The organism is Paucibacter sp. JuS9 (genome assembly GCF_044043925.2).
Taxonomy (GTDB): domain Bacteria; phylum Pseudomonadota; class Gammaproteobacteria; order Burkholderiales; family Burkholderiaceae_C; genus JAUASW01.
Map to the genome: position 1 here is coordinate 1,616,200 of NZ_CP194172.1, position 23,594 is coordinate 1,639,793.

The following is a 23,594-nucleotide window of genomic DNA, read 5'->3' on the forward strand; positions in this document are numbered from 1 at the left end:
CGGCGGCTTTCATCACCATGCTGAAACTCATCGAAAGCCTGCGCAAGCGCCTCGGCCGCAGCAACCCGCTGGACCTGGAGCTGTGGGTGCGCGGCCTCCTGATCCACTATTTCTTCCATACCTCGGAGCGAGGTCGCATCGAGCTGGCCGGCGAGGGCGGCCGCACGCTCAAGCTGCTCACGCCCACGCAGTTCAAGGGCGATGGCCGGGTCCGCCTCGACGTGAGCGCCGTTTTCGGCGTGCCGCGCTCGCCCGGCGCGTACAGCTGCTCCTATATAGAGGCGCGCACGCCGGAGTCGCTGATCGAGGTCGGCCCAGGATGCGTCTTCAACAACCGCTGCGTGCTGATCTCCGAAGGCGCCAGCATCCGTTTCGGCGCCAATGTCCTTGTCGGCCCCGAGCTGCATGTGATGGACAGCAATTCCCACGACTTGCGACTGACGCACCGCCGCTCGCCCGACCCGCGCCCGGCGGGCGTGGAGATCGGCGACGAGGTCTTCATCGGCTCGCGTGTCACCATCCTCAAGGGCGTGAAGATCGGGCGTGGCTGCGTGATCGCTGCGGGTGCCGTTGTCACGCCTGGCTTCGAGGCGCCGGCCATGAGCATCGTCGCCGGCAATCCTGCGCGCGTGGTCGGGCAGGTCAGCCCGGAAGGAATGAATCCATGAGCGCGGACATCCAGGCGATTCCTGTTGTCGCCGTATCCTACAACTCGCCCGAGCTCTTGCAGGGCCTGCTGAGCTCGCTGCGCGAGTTCTACCCGAACCCGGTTCACATCGTGGACGGCTCGACGCCCGAGCATGTCGAGAAGATCCGCGCCGTCGTGGCCGGCTTCGAGAACGTCCAGCTCCACGTGATGGGCTTCAACATCCACCACGGGCCCGGCATGGCCTGGGCAATCACCGAACTGGGCCTGAGCGGCCGCGTGCTGTTCCTGGACACCGACATCGTGATCCGCCGCGGCGGCTTTCTGGAGCTGTTGGCCGAGGCCCTGCAGCCGGGCGACTACGGCGCCGGCGGTGTGGCCTACGTGAACCGCGACGGCTTCGACATTCCGTATGCCTACGGCGCCGTGCCCTATCTGCATCCGCCTTGCATGCTCTGCAATGTCGAGGTGATGCGGCAATGGCCGCTGCCGATCAAGCATGGTGCACCCATGGTGGCGCCGATGCTGGCGCTGCACGACGCAGGCAAGTCTGACCTGCTGCGCCATCTGGACTGGTGTGGCAACGATGTCCTGATGGGCACGAAAAAGGTCTACGTCGACCACATCGGCCAGGGCACCAGCCAGGCCACCGGAAGCTACAACCTGGACGAATGGTTTGCCGAGGTGCGCGCCAAGGAGGCGGCGAAGGCCTTGCCACCACCCACCGGCTACAACCCGGACCTGCTGGCGCTGATTCCCGCCACGGCGCAAGCAATCGTCGAGATCGGCTGCAGCACCGGCGCGCTGGCCCATGCGGTCAAGAGCAGCCGGCCGGCCGTGCATTACATCGGCGTCGAGCTGGACCCCAAGGCCGCCGAGATCGCCGCGCGCTTCTGCGATGGCGTGCAGGCCTTGGACCTGGAGGCGACCGACGACAGCCAGTTCCGCGACTATGCCTCGCGCGACTGCTGGGTTTTCGGCGACGTGCTCGAGCATCTGCGCGACCCCTGGAAGGTCTTGCAGCGCATCCGCGCCGTGCTGCCACCTGGCGGCTGCGTGGTAGCCAGCATCCCGAATGCCCAGCATTGGAGCCTGCAGGGGCGGCTGTCGGTGGGCGACTTCCGTTATGAATCGGGCGGCCTGCTGGACCGCACGCACCTGCGCTGGTTCACCCGCGTGACCATCTTCGAGCTGTTCCAGTCGGCCGGCTTTCGCGTCGAGGCCGGCGTGCCGCGCATCTTCGACGAACCCGGCCGCGAGCCGGTCTTGAACGCGATCCGTCAGATGGCCATGGCCATGGGGCGCGACCCTGAGGGTGCGGTGCGCGACGCGCTGCCGCTGCAGTACGTGGTCAGGGCTGTCGCGGCCTGAAGAGGCTCAGGCGCCGGCCGTCGCGGCGGTCAGACCGTTCTCGAAATGCTCGCGCATCAGGCGCGCCGCCGCCTTGCCGTCCCGCTGGCCGATGGCCTTCATCACGGCCCGGTGCTCGCCCAGCGATTCGGCCAGGCGGCCCTGCTTGAACAGGGAGTGATGACGGTTCAGCTTCATCACGCGGCGCAGGTCGTTGACCATCTGGCAGCGCCAGCGGTTGCCTTCGATTTCCAGCAGGCGCAGATGGAAGCGCTCGTTGGCAATGAAGAAGGCATCGCGCTGGTCAATGGCGGCTTCCAGCTGCTCGTGCAGCGATTGCAATTCCGCCAGCTCTTCGTCTGAACCGGATTCGGCCACGCGGGCGGCCGCATCGCTTTCCAGCAGGGCCAGCAATTGATAGGCCTCGCGCACATCGCGCTCGCTCATCTCGGTCACGTAGGCGCCGCGCCGCAGCTTCATGGTGACCAGGCCTTCTACGGCCAGCACCTTCAGGGCTTCGCGCATCGGCGTGCGGCTGATCCCGAGTTCGGCGCACAGCTTCAGCTCGTCGATCCAGCTGCCCGGCTCCAGTTCACGGCCGAAGATCTGCTGGCGCAGGCGTTCGGCAACCTCCTGGTAGAGGGCGCGGGGGGCGAGAGGTGGGGCGGCGGACATGCGTGTTGAAAAGCAGGGCGTGTCAGATTCTAGCCAGTTCTGAATTCATAATTATGAATAACGGAGGCGGTATGATGCCCACTTCAACGGAGTTGCCCCATGTCTGAGTCCAAGCCCAACCCATCTGAATTTGCTTCCGCCACGCTGGAGCAATGGCACAAGGCGGCCGCAAAGTCGGCCCCTGGTGGCGATGTCTCCGCCTTGAACTGGGTGACTCCCGAAGGCCTGACAGTCAAGCCGCTCTACACGGCGGCCGACACGGCAAACCTGCCGCATGCCGACACGCTACCCGGCTTCGAGCCCTATCTGCGCGGCCCGCAGGCCACGATGTATGCCGTGCGGCCCTGGACCATCCGTCAATACGCCGGCTTCTCGACCGCCGAAGAATCCAATGCCTTCTATCGCAAGGCCTTGGCTGCGGGCGGGCAGGGCGTGTCGGTCGCCTTTGACCTGGCCACCCACCGCGGCTACGACTCCGACCATCCGCGCGTGACTGGCGACGTGGGCAAGGCCGGCGTGGCCATCGACTCGGTCGAGGACATGAAGATCCTGTTCGACGGCATTCCGCTAGACAAGGTGTCGGTCTCGATGACGATGAACGGCGCCGTGCTGCCGGTGCTGGCCGGCTATGTGGTGGCGGCGGAGGAGCAGGGCATTTCGCAAGACAAGCTCAGCGGCACCATCCAGAACGACATCCTCAAGGAGTTCATGGTCCGCAACACCTACATCTACCCGCCCGAGCCGAGCATGCGGATCATCGGCGACATCATTGGCTACACGGCCAGGAACATGCCCAAGTTCAACTCGATCTCGATCTCGGGTTATCACATGCAGGAGGCGGGTGCGAACCAGGCGCTGGAACTGGCCTTCACGCTGGCGGACGGCAAGGAATACGTGAAGACGGCGATCGCCTCCGGCCTTGACGTGGACGACTTTGCCGGCCGTCTGAGCTTCTTCTGGGCCGTCGGCATGAACTTCTATCTGGAGATCGCCAAGATGCGGGCGGCGCGCCTGCTCTGGTGCCGGATCATGAAGGGTTTCGACGCGAAGAACCCGAAGAGCCTGATGCTGCGCACGCATTCGCAGACCTCGGGCTGGAGCCTCACCGAGCAGGACCCGTACAACAACGTGGTGCGCACCACCATCGAAGCCATGGCCGCGGTGTTCGGCGGCACGCAATCGCTGCACACCAATTCGCTGGACGAAGCCATCGCGCTGCCCACCGAGTTCTCGTCGCGTATCGCTCGCAACACGCAGCTGATCATCCAGGAAGAGACGCACATCACGAACGTGGTCGACCCCTGGGCCGGCAGCTACCTGATGGAGACGCTGACGCAGGACATGGCAGACAAGGCCTGGTCCATCATCGAAGAGGTCGAGGCCATGGGTGGCATGACCAAGGCGGTGGACAGCGGCTGGGCCAAGCTGAAGATCGAGGCCAGCGCGGCCGAGAAGCAGGCGCGCATCGACTCGGGCAAGGACGTGATCGTCGGTGTCAACAAGTACAAGCTGGCCAAGGAAGACCCGATCGAGATCCTCGACGTGGACAACGTCAAGGTGCGTGACAGCCAGATTGCCCGCCTGAACACCATCAAGGCCACGCGTGATGGTGCAGCCGTGCAGGCGGCGCTCGCTGCCTTGACGCAGGCTGCGCGCAGCGGCGAGGGCAACCTGCTCGACCTCTCGATCAAGGCCGTGCGACTGCGCGCCACGGTCGGCGAGATCAGCGATGCGCTGGAAGAAGTGTTCGGCCGCCACCGCGCCGACACGCAGAAGGTCAGCGGCGTCTACGCCGCGGCCTACGACTCGGCCGAGGGTTGGGCCAAGCTGCAAGACGAGATCAAGGACTTCGCCGAGGCGCAGGGCCGCCGCCCGCGCGTGATGATCGCCAAGCTCGGCCAGGACGGCCATGACCGCGGCGCCAAGGTCGTGGCTACCGCCTATGCCGACCTGGGCTTTGACGTCGACATGGGCCCCCTGTTCCAGACGCCCGAGGAATGCGCCCGCCAGGCGATTGAGAACGACGTGCATGCCGTGGGCGTGTCCACGCTGGCCGCCGGGCACAAGACGCTGGTGCCAGCCATCATCGCGGCGCTGAAGGCTCAGGGCGCGGACGACATCATCGTTTTCGTCGGCGGCGTGATCCCGGCACAGGACTACGACATGCTTTACGAGGCAGGCGTCAAGGGCATCTACGGCCCGGGCACGCCGATACCGGCCAGTGCCAAGGACGTGCTGGAACAGATCCGCCAGTCGGTGGCCAAGGTCGCTGCCTGATGAATCTCGCTGCGGCGGTCACTGGTGAGCCCGGCGCCGAGCAGCGCCGCGCCATCGCCAAGACCATCACCCTGCTGGAGTCGACCCGGGCCGATCATCGTGCCCAGGCCGATGCCCTGCTGACTGCGCTGCTGCCGTACAGCGGAAAGTCGCTGCGCCTGGGCATCTCCGGCGTGCCGGGCGTGGGCAAGAGCACCTTCATCGAAGCGCTGGGCCTGTTCCTGATTGCACGTGGCCACCGAGTGGCCGTGCTGGCCGTGGACCCGTCCAGCAGCATCTCAGGCGGCTCCATCCTCGGCGACAAGACGCGCATGGAGCGGCTCTCGATGGATGAGCGCGCCTACATCCGCCCCAGCCCCAGTAGCGGGACGCTGGGCGGCGTGGCCGAGAAGACGCGCGAAGCCATGCTGGTCTGCGAGGCAGCGGGCTACGACATCGTGATCGTCGAGACCGTCGGCGTGGGCCAGAGCGAAACCGCCGTGGCCGGCATGACCGACATGTATGTGCTGATGCAGCTGCCCAATGCCGGCGACGATCTGCAGGCGATCAAGAAAGGCGTGATGGAGCTGGCCGACCTGGTGGTCATCAACAAGTCCGACCTGGACCATGCGGCGGCCACCCGCGCGCAAGCCCATATCTCTTCTTCGCTGCGACTGCACGGCATGCACGGCCATGCGCATGACGAGGCTGTCTGGCATCCGCTCGTGATGCAACTCTCAGCCTTGAAGGGCGATGGTCTCGATCAATTCTGGGCGGCGGTGAGCCGCTTTCAGCAGCTGCAGGCCGGCAATGGCAGCTTCGCCTCCAAGCGCCAGCAGCAGTCACTCGCCTGGATGTGGGAGCGTATCCAGGCCGGGCTCAAGCAGCAATTTTCCGATGCGCCGCCTGTTCGCGCGGCCTTGTCCACCATCACCGAACGCGTGCTGCAAGGCCAGCTCGCACCCTCTACGGCAGCCCGTGAGCTGCTGACGAAGTTTTCCGGAGACAAACCCTCCTAACCCCCACGCCCATGAATGGGCTGCCCCCCCGAGGGGGTGCAGTCCTTTCTTGGGGCGGCCCTGCGAAAGAACTGACCATGCATGACATCCAGCAGATGCTCGAAGAGAAGCGCGAGCAAGCCCGCCAAGGTGGCGGCGCCAAGCGCATCGCAGCCCAGCACGCCAAGGGCAAGCTGACCGCACGTGAGCGGCTGGAGCTGCTGTTCGACGAAGGCACGTTCGAGGAATGGGACATGTTCGTCGAGCACCGCTGTGTGGATTTCGGCATGCAGGACAACAAGATCCCGGGCGACGGCGTGGTCACCGGCTACGGCATGATCAACGGCCGCCTGGCGTTCAGCTTCAGCCAGGATTTCACGGTCTTTGGCGGTGCGCTCTCGGAGTCTCATGCCGAGAAGATCTGCAAGGTGATGGACCAGGCGATGAAGGTCGGCGCGCCGGTCATCGGCCTTAATGATTCGGGCGGTGCACGCATCCAGGAAGGTGTGGCTTCGCTGGGCGGTTATGCCGACGTATTCCAGAAGAACGTGCTGGCCTCGGGCGTGATCCCGCAGATCAGCATGATCATGGGGCCTTGCGCCGGCGGCGCCGTGTACTCGCCTGCGATGACCGACTTCATCTTCATGGTGAAGGATTCCTCCTACATGTTCGTCACCGGCCCCGAGGTGGTGAAGACGGTGACACACGAGGAAGTCACCGCTGAAGAGCTGGGCGGCGCCGCCACGCACAACAGCAAGAGCGGCGTGGCCGACCTCTCGTTCGAGAACGATGTCGAAGCGATCCTGATGCTGCGCCGCTTCTTCAACTACCTGCCCCTGAACAACCGCGAGAAGGCGCCCACGCGCCCGAGCGGCGACCCCGGCAACAGGCTCGACATGTCGCTGGACACCCTGGTGCCCGACAACGCCAACAAGCCCTACGACATGAAGGAGCTGATCCTCAAGACCGTGGACGATGGCGACTTCTTCGAGCTGCAGCCCGACTACGCCAAGAACATCATCATCGGCCTGGCCCGCATGGAAGGGCAGACCGTGGGCATCGTGGCCAACCAGCCGCTGGTGCTGGCCGGTTGCCTGGACATCAAGAGCTCGATCAAGGCCGCACGCTTCGTCCGCTTCTGCGACGCTTTCAACATCCCGGTGATCACCTTCGTCGATGTGCCTGGCTTCATGCCCGGCACATCGCAGGAGTACGGCGGCATCATCAAGCATGGCGCCAAGCTGCTCTATGCCTACGCCGAATGCACGGTCCCCAAGGTCACCGTGATCACGCGCAAGGCCTATGGCGGCGCCTATGACGTGATGGCCTCCAAGCACCTGCGCGGCGACGTCAACTTCGCCTGGCCCAATGCCGAGATCGCGGTGATGGGCGCCAAGGGCGCGGTGGAAATCATCTTCCGCGAAGACAAGAACGACCCCGAAAAGCTGGCGGCCCGCGAGGCTGAATACAAGGCCCGCTTTGCCAACCCCTTCGTGGCCGGCGCGCGTGGCTTCATTGACGATGTGATCCAGCCGCACGAAACACGCAAGCGCATTTGCCGTTCACTCGCGATGCTCAAGGACAAGAAGCTCGAGAACCCGTGGCGCAAGCACGGCAACATCCCTCTGTAAATGTTGGCCCCCACGCTCCTCTCGTCGCTGCCCCCCACGGGGGCTCATGCAGCGGACCGGCGGAGCCGGATCCGCGCATGTCCCTTGATCGGACGACCGCCCTGTCTCGAAAAGAAAAGGTGAAGTGATGTTTACCAAGATACTGATTGCAAACCGTGGCGAGATTGCCTGCCGCGTCATCAAGACGGCCCAGAAGCTGGGCATCAAGACCGTTGCCGTTTACTCAGAAGCCGACAGGGACGCCCGCCATGTCGAGCTGGCTGACGAAGCCGTGCTGCTCGGCCCGGCTCCCTCGCGCGAGTCCTACCTCGTTGCCGACAAGATCATCGCCGCTGCCAAGCAGACCGGCGCGCAGGCCATCCACCCCGGCTACGGCTTCCTGTCAGAGAACGAGGACTTCGCGCGCCGCGTCGAAGAGGCCGGCATCGCCTTCATCGGCCCCAAGCACTATTCCATCGCGGCCATGGGCGACAAGATCGCCTCCAAGAAGCTCGCGAACGAAGCTCGGGTCAACACCATCCCGGGCCACAACGAGCCCATCCTCTCGCCCGAAGAGGCGGTGAACATTGCCCAAGGCATCGGCTATCCGGTGATGATCAAGGCCAGCGCCGGCGGCGGAGGCAAGGGCCTGCGCGTGGCTTTCAACGACAAGGAGTGCTTCGAAGGCTTCACGTCCTGCCGCAACGAGGCGCGCAACAGCTTTGGCGACGACCGAGTCTTCATGGAGAAGTTCGTCGAGGAGCCGCGCCACATCGAGATCCAGGTGCTGGGCGACTCGCTTGGCAACGTGGTCTACCTGCATGAGCGTGAATGCTCGATCCAGCGTCGCCATCAGAAGGTGATCGAGGAGGCGCCGAGCCCCTTCATCAGCGACGAAACACGCAGGGCCATGGGAGAGCAGGCCGTGGCTTTGGCCAAGGCCGTGAAGTACCAGAGCGCAGGCACGGTGGAGTTCGTGGTCGGCAAGGACCAGAGCTTCTACTTCCTCGAGATGAACACCCGTCTGCAGGTGGAGCACCCGGTGACGGAGTGCATCACCGGCGTCGACCTGGTGGAGCAGATGATCCGCGTGGCTGCCGGCTTGCCGTTGCCCTTCAAGCAGGAAGAGATCAAGCGCGAGGGCTGGGCCATCGAGTGCCGCATCAATGCCGAGGATCCCTTCCGCAACTTCCTGCCCTCGACCGGGCGACTGGTGAAGTACCAGCCGCCGGCGGCCAACCTGGAGCAGGGCACGAACACACTCGTTGGCGCGGCCTACGAGGGCGGCCAGTTCGGTGGCGTGCGGGTCGATACCGGCGTCTACGAAGGCGGCGAGATCCCGATGTTCTACGACTCGATGATCGCCAAGCTGATCGTCCATGGCCGCGACCGCAAGGACGCGATTGCCAGGATGCGCGAGGCGCTCAACGGCTTCGTGATCCGCGGCATCTCCAGCAACATCCCCTTCCAGTCGGCCCTGCTGGCCCACCCTGACTTCGCCACCGGCAACTTCAACACCGGCTTCATCGCCCAGCACTACGGCGGCGGCTTCCTCGCCGAGGATGTGCCGCATGACGACCCGCTGTTCCTCGTGGCGCTGGCCGGCTTCATCCGCCGCAAGGCACGTGAGCGCGCCGCCGGCATCAGCGGCCAGATGGCCGGCCATGAAGTCAAGGTGGAGCACGACTACGTGGCGGTCGTCAATGAGGGCCATGGTGACTTCGAGCGCCATGCCTTGCATGTCTACGAGTTCAGCGGCAGCCAGGGCGAGGCCCTGGTCGATGTCCGCGACGGCACCGAGACCTGGAGCTACCGCATCGTCTGCACCTCACGGCTCAACGATGTACGCCTCAGCGGCACGGTCAACGGCCGGCCTTTCACGGCGCAGGCCGAGCGCGGCACGCCCAAGAATCCGCTGGCCTACCGCATACAGCACAACGGCCGCGCCATCGAGGTGACGGTGCTGTCGCCTCGCGCGGCCGAGTTGCAGCAGCTGATGCCCTACAAGGCGCCGCCCGACACCAGCAAGTTCCTGCTCTCGCCGATGCCGGGCCTGCTGGTCCACATCGCCGCTAAGCCAGGTCAAGTGGTGCAGGCCGGCGAACGCCTCGCAGTCATCGAAGCGATGAAGATGGAGAACATCCTTGTCGCCGAGCGCGATGTGAAGGTGGCCGAAGTGTTGGCGAAGACGGGTGAGAGCCTGGCAGTCGATCAGCCGATCGTGAGGTTCGAGTAATGACCAAGCCCTACAAGATCCTCGGCATCCAGCAGATCGCCATCGGCGGGCCCGACAAGATGCGCTTGAGCAAGCTCTGGGTCGATGTGCTGGGCCTCACCGTCACCGGCAACTTTGTGTCCGAGCGCGAGAACGTCGACGAAGACATCTGCGCGATCGGCAGCGGAGCGCACAAGGTCGAGGTCGACCTGATGCAGCCGCTGGACCCCGAGAAGAAGCCAGCCGTGCACACCACGCCGCTCAATCACGTGGGCCTGTGGGTGGACGACCTGCCCAAGGCGGTCGAGTGGATGAGCGCCAACGGCGTGCGCTTCGCGCCGGGCGGCATCCGCAAGGGCGCGGCGGGCTTTGATATCTGCTTCATCCATCCGAAGAGCAGCGACGAGTTCCCGATTGGCGGCGAGGGCGTGCTGATCGAGCTGGTGCAGGCACCGGCCGAGGTGATCGCCGCCTTGGGTTGAAGTCGCTCGGCGCTGCGCGCCGCCATGCTTCTATCGGCCGGCCGCGATGGCCTGCGCCAGCTGCCACAGCGCCGTGCGATGCGCACTGACCAGCGCATCGGTGTCGGCGCCGGAGGCCGCCACGTCGATGCGGCGCTCGGCCACCACCGGCTTGCTGGCGCCACTTGGGTCGATCAGCGTCCAGCGCGCCTGCAAGACGACGACGCGGCCAGCGCTGTCGGCATCCAGCCTTTGAATCTCGACACGCAAATGCCGCTCCGCCGTCATGCCGGGTGGCAGCGGCAGGCGCCACACAGCATCGTTGCCGCGCAGCCGTGCCAGGTCTTGCTGCAGGAGGCGCGGCACGGCATCTCGCAAAGACTCGGCCCAGCGTTCGCCGGGGTTGGTGTTCAGTGTGGCCTGGCCGCTGGAGCGGACGATGGCATCGCGGTCCAGGTACTCCGGCAGCAGGACCGGGCCCAGGGCCCAGGTCGGCGACGCTGCCTGTGGCACCGCTGCCAGCGGGCCTGGTGGGTCGGCTCGCAGCTGGTAGAGCTGCACCGGTGGCGAGCTGCCGCAGGCGCTCAAGGCCAGTGCGCACAGCACAGCGAGGGTCGACTTGGCTGAGATCATTTGCGTCCCTTCAACACCGATTCCGGCTGCTTGTCCAAGGTGTCAGCCAGCTCGCGCAAGGCGCGCGCTGCTTGCGCGATGTCTTTCAGTGCCCGCTGCAAGTTCTGGTTCAAGGGCGCTTCGTCCTGTGTGGCGCTCGATACCGAGGCTGCAGCCTTGGCCAGCTCATCGGCGACCCGGCGAAGGTCCTTCACCAGCGGTCCCTCTGCATTGAAGGTCTTCTTGACGGTATCGGCCGCGCCGTCCACCGTCACGGCTGCCTTGTTCATCCGTTCCATGGCCTGCCGGGTGCTTTCCATGGCCGCCAGCGTGGTGTCCGACAGCGGACCCACGCGCTTGTCCAGCTGTTCGGTCAGCCGGCGCAGATTGGCGCTGACCTGCTCGATGTCCTTCAGCGCATGGCTCAGCTCCGGCCCTTCGATCAGGCGCCGGCCGGTGCTGACCAGGGCGGAGAGATCGACCACGAGGCGCTTGATGTCCAGGCCGTCGACCTGGCTGCGCAGGTCCTGCAGCGGCGTGCTGACCGTCGGGATCTCGATGTACTTGTGCTCGGGTGCATCGACGGCCGGGCCCTTGCCGGGCCGGAAATCCAGGTCCACATAGAGCTGGCCGGTCAGCAGGCTTTGCAGGCCCAGTTGTGCCCGCAGGCCACGCCCGACCAAGGCGTTCAGCGACGGCGCATTGCTGCCGCGCCGGTGCTCGCCCGTCAGGTTGCCGAGCATGTCGCGCTCCAGCTCGGCCTCGACCGGAATCGACACCGTGTTGTTGGCGCCGTCGTACGACACGCCGATGGCGCTGACACTGCCCAGGTGCACGCCACGGAACACCACCGGCGCGCCGACCTGCAGGCCGTAGATCGAGCCGTTGAAATACATCACCACCTTCTCCTTGCCGCCGAGCAGCTTGCCGCCGGCGATCACGAACACGGCGACGAAGAGCAGGATCAGCGCCGTGACGACGAAGAGCCCGAGCAGGGCAGGGTGGCCATGGCGTTTTCTCATGCGGGCTCTCCGCGACGCAGGAACTCGCGCACGGCCAGTGGCCCGGATTCAAGCAATCGTTGCGGCGCATCCAGCGCGGTCATGGTCTTTTCCTTGGCGTCGAGAAACAGGGCGCGGTCGGCCACCGCGAAGATACTGCTGAGCTCATGCGTGACCAGCACGATGCTGGTGCCCAGATGATCGCGCAGCTTCAGTATCAATTCATCCAGCCTGGCGGAAGTGAGCGGGTCCAGCCCGGCAGAGGGTTCATCCAGAAACAGCAAGGGCGGGTCCAGTGCCATCGCGCGGGCAATCGCGGCGCGCTTCTTCATGCCGCCGCTCAAGGAACTGGGCATTTCATCGAAAGCGCCGTCCAGACCCACCAGGGCCAGCTTGAAGCGCGCCACCTGCTCGACGCCTGCTTCGTCCAGATCGGCAAACTCGGTCAGCGGCAGCATCACGTTCTCGCCTACCGTCATCGAGCTCCACAAGGCGCCCGCCTGAAACATCACGCCGAACTGGCTGCGCAGCCGGGTGAGCTCCGTTTCATCGGCCTCGGCCAGGTCCACGTCGCCGTAGATGACGCGGCCACAGGCCGGCTGCTGCAGGCCCACGAGATGGCGCATCAAGGTGCTCTTGCCGCAGCCGCTGCCGCCCATCAGCGCGAGGATCTCGCTGCGGCGCACATCGAAATTCAGGTCCTTTTGCAGCAGTCGGCCGGCCACGCTGAGTGACAGGTTTTCGACACGCAGGAGTGGGGCTGGCGCTGCCTTGCTCATCACACCCCCAATCGCTGGAAGGCGATGGTCAGGGCCGAGGCGGCGATGACGATCCAGATGATGGCCTGCACCACCGCCTTGGTCGTGGCATCCCCCACTGCCTGCGCGCTGCGGCCGGCATTCATCCCTTGCCGGCAGCCAGCCAACGCGACGAGCAAGGCGTAGACGGTTCCCTTGAGCAGCCCGATGCCCGCGTGCGCCAACGTCAGCGCCTTGGAGCTGCGGTAGAGATAGTCCAGCAGCTCGACATGGAAGATGCCCACGGCGACCAGGCAGCCCGCCAGCATGCCGACGAGCGCTGCAAAAGTGGTGAGTAGCGGCGCCATCAGCACCATGGCCAGCACTCGCGGCAGCACCAGGTGCTCGACCGGATTGAGGCCCATTGCCCGCAAGGCGTCAATCTCCTCGTTAGCTTCCATGCTGCCGAGTTGCGCAGCGAACGCCGCACCCACGCGGCCGGCCAGGATGATGCCGGTCATCAGCGCGGCAATTTCTCGCACCACGCCGATCGTTACCAGGTCGGCCATGAAGGACTGGGCGCCCAGGCGCTGCAGCTGCGCTGCGCCCATGTAGGCAATGATCAGCCCGACCAGAAAACTCACCAGCGCCACGATGGGCAGGCTGGCCGGCCCGGTGGCATGCAGTTGCGTGGCCAGGTCCTCGCCGCGCATCGCGGTGCTGCCTCGCATGGTCTTGTAGGTCGCCTGCAAGACCTCGCCGATGAAAGTGAGCGTGGTGTGCGTGCGGTGGTAGCGGCCCAGCCAGTCCAAGCCGACCTGGGTCAGCCAGCGTGGCCGGCGGCGGCGTTGTGGCTCCGGCGTGCGGCTGCCGGGATTGTCGAAAGCCAGTTGCAGCATGCCGCGCAGCCCTGACGGCAGTTGGCTCAGGTCGAGCGGGCGGCCGCTCTGCATCGCCAGGTCGAACAGCGCCGCAGGCAATTGGCTGTCGAAATGGCCCAGTGCCAGGCCGTCCACTCCCCAAGGCTGGTCAGCGGGCGGGGGCGACGGTGGCGCAGGCAGCTCGCCTCGGCCACGCCAGTCGCCGCGAAGCACCAGCAGCGGCCGCCCTTGCGGGTCGAGTTCCCAGCGGGCCTCGGCAGGCAAGGAGTCAGATGCTGCTTTCGCGGCGTGTTCACTCAACGGGCTTGCTCCCGGCAGCCTCAGCTGCATAAAGACCGAGATGGGCTCAGGGTAACAGGGCAGCAAGCCGGTTTAAACTTCGCCATCCACGAACCCTTCGTTTTGATCTGCCGTATTTCCGGCTTGTTCGCGAAGGGACAATCAACCCAGTCGAGTACACCCCCATGCGCCTGGACCTCACCACCCTCAATCTCGTGCTGGCCATCGAGCAGACCCGCTCGATCACCCGCGGAGCCGAGCGCGAGCACCTGGCGCTGGCGGCGGCCAGCAAGCGCATCTCCGACCTGGAGTCGCGCCTGGGCGTGCAGTTGTTCGAGCGCCGAGCGCGCGGTGTCGAGCCCACCGAAGCCTGCCGCGCGCTGGTCCGCCATATCCGCACGCTCAATGCCTCGCTGCATGCGTTGGAGAGCGAGGTGGTGGAGTTTGCGCGAGGCATCAAGGGTCATCTGCGCATCGCCGCCAATGCCGGTGCGATTGCCGAATGCCTGCCTGCCGACATGGCCAGCTTTCTGCAGGCCCATCCGCAGATCCGCATCAGCCTGGAAGACATGACCAGCGCCGAGACTCAGGCTGCTGTGGCCGAAGGCCGGGCCGACGTGGGCGTGTTCACGCCACCCATCGTCGACAACCGGCTCGATACCCGCAACTACAGCCAGGGCCGCCTGGCCGTGCTGGTGCCGGATGGTCATGCGCTGGCCGGGCGTCAATCAGTGTCGTTCGACGATTTGCTGGATTACGACCTGGTCGGCCTGCATGCCGGCGCCTCAGCCCAGGAGCTGATGCGCGAGCAGGCGCTGGCCCGCGGCCGCACGCTCAATGCGCGCCTGGCCGTGCGCGGCTTCGATGCCATCGCGCAGCTGGTCGAAGCGGGCCTTGGCGTTGCCGTACTGCCGCAGGGCCCGGCGCAGCGTTTCTCGCAGGTCTTTGCCGTCAAGCTGTTGCGCCTGGAAGAACCCTGGGCACAGCGCGACTATGTTCTCGGTGTGGCCCGCGTCGAGCGGCTGCCCACCGTGGTGCAGCGCTTTGTTGATGCGCTGTGCCCAGTTGCCAAGGAAGAGAAGAAGCCATGAGTGCAAGAACCTTGTACGACAAGCTCTGGGATGAGCATGTCGTCCATACCGAAGACGATGGCACGGCCGTGCTCTACATCGACCGCCACCTGGTCCATGAAGTGACCAGCCCGCAAGCTTTTGAAGGCCTGGACCTCGCGGGTCGCAAGGTCTGGCGCCTGTCGGCCAATCTGGCCGTCAGCGACCACAACGTGCCGACGACCGACCGAAGCGAAGGTATTGCCGACCCGATCTCGCGCCTGCAGGTCGACACGCTGGACAAGAACTGCGACCGCCATGGGCTGACGCAGTTCAAGATGAACGACAAGCGCCAGGGCATCGTCCACGTGATCGGCCCGGAGCAGGGCGCCACGCTGCCCGGCATGACCGTGGTCTGCGGCGACAGCCACACCTCGACGCATGGCGCATTTGGCGCTTTGGCCCATGGCATCGGCACGTCCGAGGTGGAGCATGTGCTGGCCACGCAGACGCTCTTGGCCAAGAAGGCCAGGAACATGCTCGTGCGCGTTGAAGGCGCCTTGCCGCGTGGCGTTGGTGCCAAGGACGTCGTGCTGGCCATCATCGGCAAGATCGGCACCGCCGGCGGCACCGGCTACACCATCGAGTTCGCCGGCTCGGCGATTCGCTCGCTGTCCATGGAAGGCCGCATGACGGTCTGCAATATGGCGATCGAGGCGGGTGCCCGCGCCGGCCTGATCGGTGTGGATGACACGACCATCGCCTATTGCAAGGGCCGGCCGTTCTCGCCCTCTGGCGTGGAATGGGACCAGGCCGTGGCGTACTGGCGCACGCTGCACAGCGATGCCGGTGCGCATTTCGATGCGGTGGTCGAGCTCGATGCCTCGCAGATCCGCCCGCAGGTGACCTGGGGCACCTCGCCCGAGATGGTGCTCTCCATCGAGGACCGCGTGCCCGATCCGGACAAGGAAAAGGACAGCGTCAAGCGCGGTGCCATCGAGCGCGCCCTGCAGTACATGGCACTGGAGCCCAACAAGGCGCTGGCCGACATCCGCATCGACAAGGTCTTCATCGGCTCCTGCACGAACAGCCGCATCGAAGACATGCGCGAAGCCGCTGCGGTGGTCCGGCGTGTCGGCGGCAAGATCGCCGGCAATGTGAAGCTGGCGCTGGTGGTGCCGGGCTCGGGGCTCGTGAAGGCGCAAGCCGAAGCCGAAGGCCTGGACCAGGTCTTCAAGGCCGCCGGCTTTGAGTGGCGTGAGCCGGGCTGCTCGATGTGCCTGGCGATGAATGCCGACCGGCTGGAGCCGGGCGAGCGCTGCGCCTCGACCAGCAACCGCAATTTCGAAGGACGGCAAGGTGCCGGTGGCCGCACGCATCTGGTGAGCCCGGCCATGGCCGCGGCCGCCGCCATGCAAGGCCATTTCGTCGACGTTCGCCGGATCTCCTGAGCACACCATCATGGAAAAGTTCACCCTCCACAAGGGCCTCGTCGCGCCGATGGACCGTGAGAACGTCGATACCGACGCGATCATGCCCAAGCAGTTCCTGAAGTCGATCAAGCGCAGCGGCTTCGGCCCCAATCTGTTCGATGAATGGCGCTATCTGGACCACGGCGAACCGGGGCAGGATCCGGCCACGCGCAAGCCCAATCCGGACTTCGTCCTGAACCAGCCGCGCTACCAGGGCGCCTCCGTCCTGCTCGCGCGCCGCAACTTCGGCTGCGGCTCCAGCCGCGAGCACGCGCCCTGGGCGCTGGATCAATACGGCTTCCGCGCCCTGATCGCGCCGAGCTTTGCCGACATCTTCTTCAACAACTGCTTCAAGAGTGGCCTGCTGCCGATCCAGCTGTCAGAGACGCAAGTCGCACAATTGTTTGATGAAGTGGCCGCATTCCCGGGCTACCAGTTGACGGTGGACCTGCCGCGCCAGGTCGTCATCAAGCCCGATGGCACCGAGCTGCCGTTTGATGTGCAACCGTTCCGCAAGTTCTGCCTGCTGAACGGCTTCGACGACATCGGCCTGACGCTGCGCCACGCCGACAAGATCAAGGCCTTCGAGGCCGAGCGCATGGCCAGCAAGCCCTGGCTCAACAACCGAATCATTGGATGAACATGAAGATCGCAGTCCTGCCGGGCGATGGCATCGGCACCGAAATCATCAATGAGGCGGTCAAGGTCCTGAAGGTCCTCGACCTGCCGATGGAGCTGGAGTTCGCGCCGGTCGGCGGCGCGGCCTACGAAGCGTCCGGCCATCCGCTGCCGGACGCCACGCTGAACCTGGCCAGGGCGGCCGATGCCGTGCTGTTCGGCGCCGTGGGCGACTGGAAGTACGACAAGCTGGACCGCCCGTTGCGCCCCGAGCAGGCGATTCTTGGCCTGCGCAAGCACCTGGGCCTGTTCGCCAATTTCCGTCCGGCCATCTGCTACGAGCAGCTCACGCATGCATCGAGCCTGAAGCCGGAGCTGGTGGCGGGGCTGGACATCCTGATCATCCGCGAGCTGACCGGTGACATCTACTTCGGCCAGCCACGCGGCCGCCGCACGGCGGTCGATGGCCACTTCCCCGGAGCTGAGGAAGCCTTCGACACCATGCGCTACTCGCGCCCCGAGATCGAGCGCATCGCCCATGTGGCTTTCCAGGCCGCGCGCAAGCGCAACAAGCGCGTGACCAGCGTTGACAAGGCCAATGTGCTGGAGACTTTCCAGTTCTGGAAGGATGTGGTCACCGAGGTCCACGCTCAGTACCCAGACGTCGAGCTGGACCACATGTATGTGGACAACGCGGCCATGCAGTTGGTCAAGGCGCCGAAGAAGTTCGACGTGGTGGTGACCGGCAATATGTTCGGCGACATCCTCTCGGACGAAGCGGCGATGCTGACCGGTTCCATCGGCATGCTGCCCTCGGCCTCGCTCGACAAGAACAACAAGGGCCTTTACGAGCCCAGCCATGGCAGCGCGCCGGACATCGCTGGTAAGGGTGTTGCAAACCCACTGGCTACAATCCTTTCCGCTGCCATGATGCTCAAGTTCTCCCTCAACCAGCCCGAAGCTGCCGCTCGTATCGAGTCGGCCGTTCAATCGGTGCTGTCCCAAGGTCTGCGCACCGCCGACATTTGGAGCGAGGGCACCCAGAAGGTGGGTACGCGCGAGATGGGTGATGCCGTGGTTGCGGCAATCACCACGATGACCAAAACCATTAAGGGCTAGTTCAGCTCCGGTTCGTCTCGCCCCTACAAACCCGGCGAAGCGAGCCGGGGAAGAAGAAACCCGAGGGTTTGTTTTGTTTGTAGAGCGATTGAGGAATACGAGATGACGACGACATTGGTTGGACTGGTGGGCTGGCGCGGCATGGTCGGCTCGGTGCTGATGGACCGCATGGCGGCCGAGCGCGATTTCGATTTGATCGAGCCGCTGTTCTTCAGCACTTCGAACGCTGGCGGCGCTGCCCCAGCGTTCGCCAAGAACGAAACACAGCTGCAGAACGCCTTCGATATCGAGCAGCTCAAGCGCTGCGAGATCATCATCACTGCCCAAGGTGGCGACTACACCAGCGAAGTCTTCCCCAAGCTGCGCGCCGCGGGCTGGAACGGCCACTGGATCGACGCCGCCTCCACGCTGCGCATGGCCGACGACGCCGTGATCGTGCTGGACCCAGTCAACATGCCCGTCATCAAGGACGCGCTCGCCAAGGGCGGCAAGAACTGGGTCGGCGGCAACTGCACGGTCTCCTGCATGCTGATGGGCGTGGGCGCGCTCTACAAGGCCGGCCTCGTCGAGTGGATGAGCACGCAGACCTACCAGGCCGCGTCTGGCGGCGGCGCCCAGCACATGCGCGAACTGCTCACCCAGTACGGCACGCTGAATGCCGAAGTGCGCGCTCTGCTGGACGATCCCAAGAGCGCCATCCTCGAGATCGACCGCAAGGTCATCGCCAAGCAGCGTTCGCTGTCCGAGGCGGAAACGGCCCACTTTGGTGTGCCGCTGGGGGGCTCGCTGATCCCCTGGATCGACAAGGACCTGGGCAACGGTCAATCCAAGGAAGAGTGGAAGGGCATGGCCGAGACCAACAAGATCCTCGGCAGCGCCAATATTCCTGTCGACGGCTTCTGCGTCCGCGTGGGCGCGATGCGCTGCCACAGCCAGGCCCTGACCTTCAAGCTGAAGAAGGACGTGCCGCTAGCCGACATCGAGGCCATGATCGCCGCCGACAACGAATGGGTGAAGTTCGTGCCCAACACCCGCGAAGCCACGCTGAAAGACCTGACCCCCGTGGCCGTGACCGGCACGATGACGATTCCGGTTGGCCGTGTGCGCAAGCTGGCCATGGGCCCCGAGTACCTGGGCGCCTTCACCATCGGCGACCAACTGCTGTGGGGAGCGGCGGAGCCGCTGCGTCGCATGCTGCGCATCCTGTTGGCTCAGTAATTCCCCTAGCTGATCCCCCGCCCCCCGTTGCCCTGAAGCTACAAGCGGTGACAGGGGGTAAATCAGAGCGCTGACATGGGGCGTATTCACGCTTTGCATGAGGGGTGCAGCGTATATGCTTGCCGCTGTTGTGTTTTCGGACCGTTGGGTCACTGAGGGCATCGTGCAGACAGCCGACAACGAGACCATCATTGCAAGAACAGGCGGGACCCATGTTGGCCCCGCCTTGTCGTTTTGGGGGACGCCTTGAAAAAACCATCCAGCGCTTTGGGGCGCTTCGCCCTGTCTCATGTCGCGGTGGCGGCGATTGCAACGCTCACCACCACGGCCTCCTGGGGTCTGGGTCTGGGCCGTTTGTCGGTGCAGTCTTCGCTCGGCGAAACGCTGCGGGCCGAAATCGACGTGGCCAGCCTCAGTGCGGAAGAAGCCGGCTCCCTGAAGGTGCGCATCGCGCCGGCCGACGTCTATCGCAGCAGTGGCGTCGAGTTCAACTCGGTGTTGAGCAACACGCAGGTCCAGCTGGCGCGCCGCGCCGATGGCCGCCCATATTTCCGCATCCAGAGTGACCGCGCGGTCCAGGAGCCCTTCGTCGATGTGATCCTCGAGATCACCTGGACCGGCGGCCGCCTGGTACGCGAGTACACCTTGCTGTTCGATCCGCCGGCCACGCCTTCGCGTCAGGCCGCGCCGCCGATGGTTGCCACATCGCCGGTGATCGCACCAGCCCCGGCTGATCCAACCCCCTTGCCCAGCGCTGCGGCCACGCCAGCTCCCGCCGTGGCCGCAGCGCCGCAGCGTCCTGCCGTGCCGGCGCCAGCGCCGCGCGCTCGTCCCGAGCCTGCGGCACCGCCGCCGGCCGCCCCGGTGCCGCCGCGCGATGCCAGCCAGTACCAGGTCAAGGCGGGCGACACGCTGTCTCGCGTCGCTGCCAAGACGCAGGCGCCCGGTGTATCGCTGGACCAGATGCTGGTCGGCCTGTTCCGCTCCAACCCGCAAGCCTTCATCGAAGGCAATATGAACCGGCTGAAGTCCGGCTCGGTGCTGCAAGTGCCGGCCAGCGACGAACTGAGCAGCGTCACGCCCGGCGAGGCGCGCCAGATCATCGTGGCGCAAAGCGCAGACTTCGAGAGCTATCGCCAGCGCCTGGCGGGTGCCGCGCCGCTGATGAAGCAGGACGAGAGCCCGCGCCAGGCCAAGGGCCAGGTGCAGGCCGCCGTTGAAGACCGCAAGCCAGCGGTCTCCGCAACGCCAGACAAGCTGACACTGAGCAAATCCAGCGTTGCCGCTTCGCAGGCCGGCAAGGCCTCCAAGGACACCGAGAAGAAGGATGCGGCCGCCCGCGTGGCCGAATTGACTCGCAATGTGGAAGAGCTGAAGAAGCTCTCCAGCGCGGCCAAGCCAGCGCCGCAACCGGCCGCACCGCCGCCGAGTGCGCCACCGCTGTCGGCACCGCCGCCAAGCTCCCCGCCACTCGGCGCCAAGCTGGCTGCGCCGCCGCCGAGCGCGCCCCCGTTGGCAGCCCCGCCGCCAAGTGCGCCGCCTTTGGCCGCACCGCCGCCGAGCGCGCCGCCTTTGGCTGCACCGCCGCCAAGCGCACCACCAGCCGCTTCCAAGCCCAAGACCATCACCAGTGCTGGCGAGCCGAGCCTGATCGATGGCCTGCTGGACAGCCCGCTGGTCGTGACCGGCGCGGCAATCCTGGTCGCGCTCCTGGGTGGCTTCGGTCTCTACCGCTTGCGTGCTCGCAATGCCGGCAAGAATTCGAAGCCTGACACCGGCTTCCATGAAAGCCGCCTGCAGCCCGATTCCTTCTTCGGGTCGGCCGGCGGCCAACGCGTGGACACCCGAGATCAGTCGACCACCGGCCAGTCGTCGATGAGCTACTCGCTCAGCCAGCTTGACGCCATCGGTGATGTGGATCCGGTGGCCGAGGCCGATGTCTATCTGGCGTATGGCCGCGACCTGCAGGCCGAGGAAATCCTCAAGGAAGCCTTGCGCGCCAATCCGGAACGCATGGCCATCCGGCTGAAGCTGCTGGAGGTCTACGCCAAGCGCCGCGACATCAAGGGCTTCGAGCAATTGGCCGTGCATCTCTATGCCGAGACACAGGGCCAGGGTGAAGATTGGGACAAGGCGCAGGAGCTCGGCCGCCAGATCGACCCTGACAATCCGCTCTACCAGCCCGGTGGAGCGCCCGCCCAGTTGCTGAGCTCCAGCATGGGCGGCCGTCCCGAGCCCATGGATGCCAGCACGCTGCCGCAGACCGTGTCGGCGCCGGGCATGGCCACCGAGCCGATGCTGGACCACGCAAGCGACCCCGGCCCGGCCAGCGGCATGGGCGACCTGGATCTGGACCTCGATCTGGACCTGGGCGGCGGCGATGAACCGTCCACCAGCTCGATGCAAGCCACGCAAGCCATGGCCATCTCGGTCGAGCAGGCGCCGATGGAAATGGACTTCGACCTGTCGAAGGCACCTGCGAAGGCAGCGCCTGCGCCAGCAGAAGACAACGAGCTGGAGTTCGACCTCGATCAGCTGGACACCGCCCAGCCGGCCGCGGCCGAGCAGGCTTCGTCGCTGGACTTCGACCTGTCCTCGATCGATCTGAACCTGCCAGCAGCACCCGCTGCCGCGCCGGTGCCGGCGGGCGAGGCCATCGAAGGCCTGTCGCTGCCCGATATCAGCGACGCCGCCTCGCTGGGCGAAGATGACGGCGATCCGCTGCAGCGCCAGTTGGAGCTGGCCGACGAGTTCCGCCAGATCGGCGATACCGAAGGCGCCCGCGACGTGCTGCAGGAACTGGTCGGCAAGGCGACCGGCGTCCTGAAAGCCAAGGCTCAGGCCATGCTCGACGAGCTGCGCTGACCGATACTCGGGCATGATCCCGAAGGCGCTCGGCCCCGGCCGGGCGCCTTTTCTTTTTGCAGAGCCAATATGACGATACGAGTGGCGCTGGGCGTGAGCTACCGCGGCGAGCCCTACAAGGGTTGGCAAAGCCAGAGTGGCGGCGGCACGGTGCAAGACGCGCTGGAAACGGCACTGACCCAGTTCGCAGCGCATCCGGTGCGCACGATCTGCGCTGGCCGCACCGATGCCGGCGTGCACGGATTGAACCAGGTCGTTCACTTCGACGCCGAGGTCGAGCGCGATCCGTTCTCGTGGATACGCGGCAGCAACCGCTACCTGCCTGCTGACATCGCGATCCAGTGGTGCGAGTTCCCGGGTGCCGATTTCCATGCTCGCTTCGATGCGCGGGGTCGGCGCTATGCCTATCTCCTGCGCGAATCGGTCGTCAGGCCGGCCATCGAAAGCGGTTCCTGCGGCTGGGTTTTCCGGCCCCTGGATGGCGATGCGATGCGTGCCGCGGCGGCCTTGCTGGTGGGCGAACACGATTTCTCATCATTTCGCTCGGCCGAATGCCAGGCCAAGTCACCGATCAAGCAGCTGCGCTCCATCCACATCAAGAAGCAGGGTGCCTATTGGCGCTTCGAGTTCGACGCCACGGCTTTCCTGCATCACATGGTTCGCAACCTGATGGGCTGCCTGATCGCCGTGGGCACAGGCACGCGCAGCGTGGAGTGGATTTCAGAGGTCCTGGCTGCAAAAGACCGAAGGGTGGCCGCGCCGACCTTTGCCCCTGACGGGCTCTACTTCGTCGGGCCGTACTACGATGCCCACCTGAACCTCCCCGAGCATGTAGCAGCCCTCGACTGGCTGCCTGGCGCATGAAGCATCACGCAAGCACCCGAATCAAGATCTGCGGCCTGACCCGCGAGGCCGATGTGGACCTGGCGGTCGAGGCTGGGGCCGACGCCATCGGTTTTGTCTTCTACGAGAGGAGCCCGCGCTACGTGAGCCCGGCCCGCGCGGCCGAGCTGGCGCGCAGGCTCCCACCGTTTGTGACGCCTGTCGGTCTGTTCGTCAATGCCTCGCCCGCGCTGCTGGCGCAAGGCCTGGCGGCCTTGCCGAACATGCTTGTGCAGTTCCATGGCGACGAGACACCGGCCGACTGCCGCGCGCCGGGGCGGCCCTTCCTGCGCGCCGCGCGGATGGAGCCGGGCTTTGATTTGCTAGACTTCGCCCATCAATTTTCAGAGGCATCAGGCCTGCTCGTCGACGCCCACGTCGAGGGCTATGGCGGTGGTGGAAAGGTTTTCGATTGGTCACTGCTTCCAACAAACGTGCCCCGTCCAGTCGTTTTGTCTGGTGGGTTGCATGCCGGAAATGTGATCGAAGGGATTCTTCGGGTCCGGCCCTGGGCCGTTGACGTCAGCTCCGGCGTGGAGGAGGCCAAGGGCCTCAAGAGCGCCGCGCTGATGCGCCAGTTCTGCGATGCGGTCCGCCAGGCGGATGCGCAGATTGCCGGAGCTGTTTCTGCACCGAGTCTCTGAAGAAGG

Annotated in this window: 20 protein-coding genes; 15 read left to right on the forward strand and 5 right to left on the reverse strand. The window is 65.5% G+C overall.

Translation table 11 applies throughout. From position 1 onward, the window contains the following. Nucleotides 1–17 precede the first annotated feature (17 nt). Nucleotides 18–668 carry an acyltransferase gene (locus ABT392_RS07105; protein WP_334276922.1) on the forward strand — a complete coding sequence of 217 codons (651 nt, stop codon included), beginning with the start codon at nt 18–20 and terminating at the stop codon, nt 666–668. Then, nucleotides 665–2,017 carry a bifunctional glycosyltransferase/class I SAM-dependent methyltransferase gene (locus ABT392_RS07110; RefSeq protein ID WP_334276921.1) on the forward strand — a complete coding sequence of 451 codons (1,353 nt, stop codon included), beginning with the start codon at nt 665–667 and terminating at the stop codon, nt 2,015–2,017. The genes ABT392_RS07105 and ABT392_RS07110 overlap by 4 nt, the downstream gene beginning before the upstream one ends. Before the next feature lie 6 nt (nt 2,018–2,023). Here ABT392_RS07110 and ABT392_RS07115 read toward each other — a convergent pair whose 3' ends face one another. Then, entirely contained in the window at nt 2,024–2,671 is a 648-nt protein-coding gene (locus tag ABT392_RS07115; RefSeq protein ID WP_334276920.1) for a GntR family transcriptional regulator, read from the reverse strand. A gap of 99 nt (nt 2,672–2,770) precedes the next feature. Here ABT392_RS07115 and scpA point away from each other — a divergent pair, with 99 nt between their 5' ends. The 5 genes from scpA to ABT392_RS07140 all read left to right on the forward strand — a co-directional run bounded on the left by scpA (nt 2,771) and on the right by ABT392_RS07140 (nt 10,232). Further along, nucleotides 2,771–4,948, forward strand: a complete 2,178-nt coding sequence (gene scpA / locus ABT392_RS07120; protein ID WP_334276919.1) for a methylmalonyl-CoA mutase — start codon at nt 2,771–2,773, stop codon at nt 4,946–4,948. Next, a complete protein-coding gene (meaB, locus tag ABT392_RS07125; RefSeq protein WP_395386192.1) occupies nt 4,948–5,946 on the forward strand; it encodes a methylmalonyl Co-A mutase-associated GTPase MeaB in 999 nt (332 codons plus the stop codon). Before scpA ends, meaB begins: the two co-directional genes overlap by 1 nt. A gap of 77 nt (nt 5,947–6,023) precedes the next feature. Further along, a complete protein-coding gene (locus ABT392_RS07130; RefSeq protein ID WP_334276917.1) occupies nt 6,024–7,556 on the forward strand; it encodes an acyl-CoA carboxylase subunit beta in 1,533 nt (510 codons plus the stop codon). 127 nt (nt 7,557–7,683) lie between these two features. Beyond that, complete coding sequence (locus ABT392_RS07135) at nt 7,684–9,771, forward strand: acetyl-CoA carboxylase biotin carboxylase subunit (protein ID WP_395386191.1); 2,088 nt, start codon at nt 7,684–7,686, stop codon at nt 9,769–9,771. Next, nucleotides 9,771–10,232, forward strand: coding sequence for a VOC family protein (locus tag ABT392_RS07140; RefSeq protein WP_395386190.1), 462 nt, complete (start codon nt 9,771–9,773; stop codon nt 10,230–10,232). Before ABT392_RS07135 ends, ABT392_RS07140 begins: the two co-directional genes overlap by 1 nt. 30 nt (nt 10,233–10,262) lie before the next feature. Here ABT392_RS07140 and ABT392_RS07145 read toward each other — a convergent pair whose 3' ends face one another. Genes ABT392_RS07145 through ABT392_RS07160 form a run of 4 tightly spaced genes read right to left on the reverse strand, consistent with a single transcriptional unit; the run spans nt 10,263 to nt 13,742 of the window. Continuing rightward, a complete protein-coding gene (locus tag ABT392_RS07145) occupies nt 10,263–10,844 on the reverse strand; it encodes a PqiC family protein (protein WP_395386189.1) in 582 nt (193 codons plus the stop codon). After that, nucleotides 10,841–11,845 carry an MlaD family protein gene (locus ABT392_RS07150; RefSeq protein WP_334276913.1) on the reverse strand — a complete coding sequence of 335 codons (1,005 nt, stop codon included), beginning with the start codon at nt 11,843–11,845 and terminating at the stop codon, nt 10,841–10,843. The genes ABT392_RS07145 and ABT392_RS07150 overlap by 4 nt, the downstream gene beginning before the upstream one ends. Continuing rightward, nucleotides 11,842–12,603 (reverse strand): ABC transporter ATP-binding protein, encoded by a 762-nt coding sequence (locus tag ABT392_RS07155; RefSeq protein WP_395386188.1) that lies wholly within the window; start codon nt 12,601–12,603, stop codon nt 11,842–11,844. The genes ABT392_RS07150 and ABT392_RS07155 overlap by 4 nt, the downstream gene beginning before the upstream one ends. Then, nucleotides 12,603–13,742 (reverse strand): MlaE family ABC transporter permease, encoded by a 1,140-nt coding sequence (locus tag ABT392_RS07160; protein WP_395386187.1) that lies wholly within the window; start codon nt 13,740–13,742, stop codon nt 12,603–12,605. The genes ABT392_RS07155 and ABT392_RS07160 overlap by 1 nt, the downstream gene beginning before the upstream one ends. 164 nt (nt 13,743–13,906) lie before the next feature. Here ABT392_RS07160 and ABT392_RS07165 point away from each other — a divergent pair, with 164 nt between their 5' ends. From ABT392_RS07165 to ABT392_RS07200, 8 genes are all read left to right on the forward strand, one after another. Next, nucleotides 13,907–14,812 carry a LysR family transcriptional regulator gene (locus ABT392_RS07165; protein WP_334276910.1) on the forward strand — a complete coding sequence of 302 codons (906 nt, stop codon included), beginning with the start codon at nt 13,907–13,909 and terminating at the stop codon, nt 14,810–14,812. After that, nucleotides 14,809–16,221, forward strand: coding sequence for a 3-isopropylmalate dehydratase large subunit (gene leuC / locus ABT392_RS07170; RefSeq protein ID WP_334276909.1), 1,413 nt, complete (start codon nt 14,809–14,811; stop codon nt 16,219–16,221). Before ABT392_RS07165 ends, leuC begins: the two co-directional genes overlap by 4 nt. Nucleotides 16,222–16,231: 10 nt before the next feature. Beyond that, nucleotides 16,232–16,882: a 3-isopropylmalate dehydratase small subunit gene (gene leuD / locus ABT392_RS07175; protein WP_334276908.1), complete on the forward strand. Its 651-nt coding sequence runs from the start codon at nt 16,232–16,234 to the stop codon at nt 16,880–16,882. A gap of 2 nt (nt 16,883–16,884) precedes the next feature. Next, a complete protein-coding gene (gene leuB, locus ABT392_RS07180; protein ID WP_395386848.1) occupies nt 16,885–17,979 on the forward strand; it encodes a 3-isopropylmalate dehydrogenase in 1,095 nt (364 codons plus the stop codon). Between the two features lie 102 nt (nt 17,980–18,081). After that, nucleotides 18,082–19,197 carry an aspartate-semialdehyde dehydrogenase gene (gene asd, locus ABT392_RS07185; protein WP_395386186.1) on the forward strand — a complete coding sequence of 372 codons (1,116 nt, stop codon included), beginning with the start codon at nt 18,082–18,084 and terminating at the stop codon, nt 19,195–19,197. Between the two features lie 246 nt (nt 19,198–19,443). Then, entirely contained in the window at nt 19,444–22,062 is a 2,619-nt protein-coding gene (locus tag ABT392_RS07190; protein WP_464970940.1) for a FimV/HubP family polar landmark protein, read from the forward strand. Between the two features lie 75 nt (nt 22,063–22,137). Further along, on the forward strand, nt 22,138–22,926 hold the full coding sequence (gene truA / locus ABT392_RS07195; protein ID WP_395386847.1) for a tRNA pseudouridine(38-40) synthase TruA: 789 nt from the start codon (nt 22,138–22,140) through the stop codon (nt 22,924–22,926). Beyond that, a complete protein-coding gene (locus ABT392_RS07200) occupies nt 22,923–23,588 on the forward strand; it encodes a phosphoribosylanthranilate isomerase (RefSeq protein ID WP_395386184.1) in 666 nt (221 codons plus the stop codon). Before truA ends, ABT392_RS07200 begins: the two co-directional genes overlap by 4 nt. Nucleotides 23,589–23,594 lie beyond the last annotated feature (6 nt).